This is a genomic window from Macellibacteroides sp. (assembly GCF_050251695.1).
GTDB lineage: Bacteria > Bacteroidota > Bacteroidia > Bacteroidales > Tannerellaceae > Macellibacteroides > Macellibacteroides fermentans.
This window is the reverse complement of record NZ_JBFWMI010000101.1, coordinates 1-3,104: the sequence shown is the minus strand read 5'-3', so window position 1 is coordinate 3,104 and position 3,104 is coordinate 1. Positions and strand designations below refer to the sequence as shown.

Annotated in this window: 3 protein-coding genes; all 3 read right to left on the bottom strand. The window is 43.2% G+C overall.

Annotated features, from left to right (window positions below; genetic code table 11):
• The coding region (coaBC, locus tag AB7E53_RS12590) for a bifunctional phosphopantothenoylcysteine decarboxylase/phosphopantothenate--cysteine ligase CoaBC (RefSeq protein WP_446776017.1) at positions 1-913 on the bottom strand (913 nt) is incomplete at its 3' end.
• Between the two features lie 56 nt (positions 914-969).
• Positions 970-1,740 (bottom strand): exonuclease domain-containing protein, encoded by a 771-nt coding sequence (locus AB7E53_RS12585; protein WP_446776015.1) that lies wholly within the window; start codon positions 1,738-1,740, stop codon positions 970-972.
• Positions 1,741-1,750: 10 nt separating this feature from the next.
• A complete protein-coding gene (gene dnaN, locus AB7E53_RS12580) occupies positions 1,751-2,875 on the bottom strand; it encodes a DNA polymerase III subunit beta (RefSeq protein ID WP_079683315.1) in 1,125 nt (374 codons plus the stop codon).
• Positions 2,876-3,104: the final 229 nt, after the last annotated feature.

Genomic DNA, 3,104 nt, shown 5'->3' with positions numbered 1-3,104 from the left:
TGGGCACAAGATGCATGGTAATATCGCCGGTCTTTTCCCGCTTTATTTTTTCGTCCGATTGAACCTCGGGGCGATAATCGGCTACAGCAGCACATAATATGGCAGCATCCGAATCGGGGAAAGTCCTAACTGCCGCCTGATACATCTCTTCGGCCGACTCAACATCGATTCTTCGTATGCCCGGATGAGTGGTGCTAAGGGAAACCGGTCCGGCTATCAATGTAACCTGGGCCCCTTGGGCTGCACAGGCTTCTGCCAATGCAAATCCCATCTTGCCAGACGAATAATTACCTATAAAACGTACCGGATCTATCTTTTCATATGTCGGACCGGCTGTAATTACAATCTTTTTTTGGGTAAGGCTTCCCAAACCATCAAAATAGCGGTCAAGTACACCCACAATTACATCGGGTTCCTCCATCCTTCCCTTGCCTACCAGGTGGCTGGCAAGTTCGCCTTCGCCCGGCTCGATGATATGGTTACCAAAAGACCGTAGCTTCTCAATATTTTGTTGTGTTGTGGGATGAGCAAACATATCCAGGTCCATCGCCGGAGCAATAAACACCGGAGCCTTGCAAGACAAATAAGTGGTGATCAACATATTGTCTGCAATACCATTCGCCATTTTGCCAATAGAGGAGGCCGTTGCCGGAGCAATAAGCATGGCATCTGCCCATAAGCCAAGATCCACATGGCTGTGCCATGAACCATCTCGGTTCGAAAAGAATTCGCTAATCACCGGATTGCTGCTTAATGCAGACAACGTGATGGGTGTGATGAATTCTTTACCTCCGGGTGTTATCACAACCTGTACTTCGGCTCCTTTCTTAACAAGCGCCCGGATAATATAGGCAGCCTTGTAGGCAGCTATACTCCCGGTTATTCCCAATATTATTTTTTTACCTTTTAACATGCTTTTCTGTTATAATCTAAACCTCTTTTCACTATTAAAGGCGGGCATCCATTCAATTATTTGGAATTGAAATTTCTCAATTTAATCTCGGTAAGAACTTTCTTTGTGTTCAAAGGAAAATCGCCCTGCATCATCCAACCATAATACCCCTGGTCGTTTTTAAGCACATCTTCCACACGTTGACCTTTGTATTTACCAAAATTAAAAACCTCTTCGCCTTTATCGTTGTAAACCATGCGTCCGGCAAAGTCTACATTCGTGTTAAAGCTGGAAAACTCAGAAAGATACTTGATATCGTTCTCCAACTCAGGATATCGGTCAAGCTGCGCCTTAAGCACCTCGTAAGTTGCATAGGTGTCGGCTTCGGCCGAGTGTGCATTCTCAAGACTTTTATCGCAATAAAACTTATAGGCTGCCGCCAGGGTACGCTGTTCCATCTTATGGAAGATGGTCTGCACATCCACAAACTTTCTTTTATTAAGATCGATGTCCACTCCGGCACGCAGAAACTCTTCCACAAGTAACGGAATATCGAAACGGTTTGAATTAAATCCTGCCAGATCGCATCCTTCAATCTGTGCTGCCAGAGATTTGGCAATCTCCTTGAACGTGGGACAATCCTTTACATCCTCGTCTGTAATCCCATGTATGGCAGTAGATTCTGCAGGAATAGGCACCTCCGGATTAATTCTTCTCGTTTTTACCTCCTCCTTACCATTGGGGAAAACCTTCACATACGAAATCTCTACAATACGATCTTTTACAATATTTATCCCTGTTGTTTCCAAATCGAAAAAAACCAGCGGATTCTTTAAGTTTAATTGCATTATTTAATTGTTAGTCATTTAACATCATTGGCATGAGCAACATCAGCAGATCCTCGTTCTCTTCGTTCTCGGCCGGGATGATAAGTCCGGCTCTGGAAGGATCGGCTAATTCAACCACGACTTCGGTGGAATTGATATTGTTCAATATTTCGATAAGGTAAGTAGCCTTGAAGCCGATGCTTAACTCAACACCCGTAAACTGACAGGCAATAAGCTCCTCTGCTGCAGTAGAGAAATCGATATCCTGAGCCGAAACTTTCATTTGGTTTTCCTTTAGTTGAAGTTTAACCAGACTACTTGCCGGGTTTGAGAAAACCGAAACACGTTTAAGAGCATTCAGGAACGACAAACGGTCGATAATCACTTTATGCGGATTGTTCTGAGGAATTACACTGTTGTAATTGGGGAAGCGTCCTTCAATCAAACGGCAAACCATCTCAAAATTAGTACAGTTGATGTATGCGTTGTTGTCGTCAAACTTAATGGTAACCATTTCGCTTTCCTTTGCCAAAACGGCTTTCAGCAGGTTAGCCGGCTTCTTTGGAAGAATAAAAGATGCCTTTTCCGACGATTTTACAGACAGATTACGCAAACGAACCAACTTATGTCCGTCGGACGCAACAAAAGTAAGATTATCCGGGTGGATATCGAAATAAATACCATTCATAACCGGACGCAATTCATCGTCCGCCGTGGCAAAAATGGAACGGCTGATACCATTCAACAATGTCTGTGCATCTACAAGGATGGAAACAACGTTCTGTCCCAATGGCTTTTGTTGCGGATAGGTATCCCCTTTCTGTCCGATAAAGTTGTATTTACCATTTTGGAAATGAATGAAAATCTCCAGATTGTCGTCGTTGATATCAAACGTAAGCGGTTGTTCGGGAAGCTCTTTCAAAGGCTCCAACAGAATCTTTGCAGAGACTGCAAATACTCCGCTACCCTGCGCATTCATTACATCGACAGAGGTGACCAACCGTGTTTCGGAGTCGGATGCTGTCATTGTTAATTTATTTCCTTCCAGGTTGAAAAGGAAGCTGTCCAGTATTGGCAAAGAATTTTTAGACGCAATTACTTTGCTTATAGACTGCAGGCGGGAAAGTAGCGCAGTACTTGATACATCGAATCTCATAGCTCTTTATTTATTTATCTGTTATTATTATTCAAAAATTACAACAGAGCAAAATTAAGAAATTATTCCGTTTAAAAGGTAATCCAACGGATCAAAAGTGGAATAAATCGAGTAGGAGGAAAACAAAAGTAGTTTTCTTCCTACTTTTGTTTTCCGACCTCTCACACCACCGTACATGCCGTTCGGCATACGGCGGTTCTTTAATTACGATGCAGACGGCGATATAATC

Bases quoted from the DNA above. Each gene is read 5' to 3' on its own strand.
- AB7E53_RS12585 (WP_446776015.1), bottom strand. From the start codon at position 1,740: ATGCAATTAAACTTAAAGAATCCGCTGGTTTTTTTCGATTTGGAAACA.
- dnaN (WP_079683315.1), bottom strand. From the start codon at position 2,875: ATGAGATTCGATGTATCAAGTACTGCGCTACTTTCCCGCCTGCAGTCT.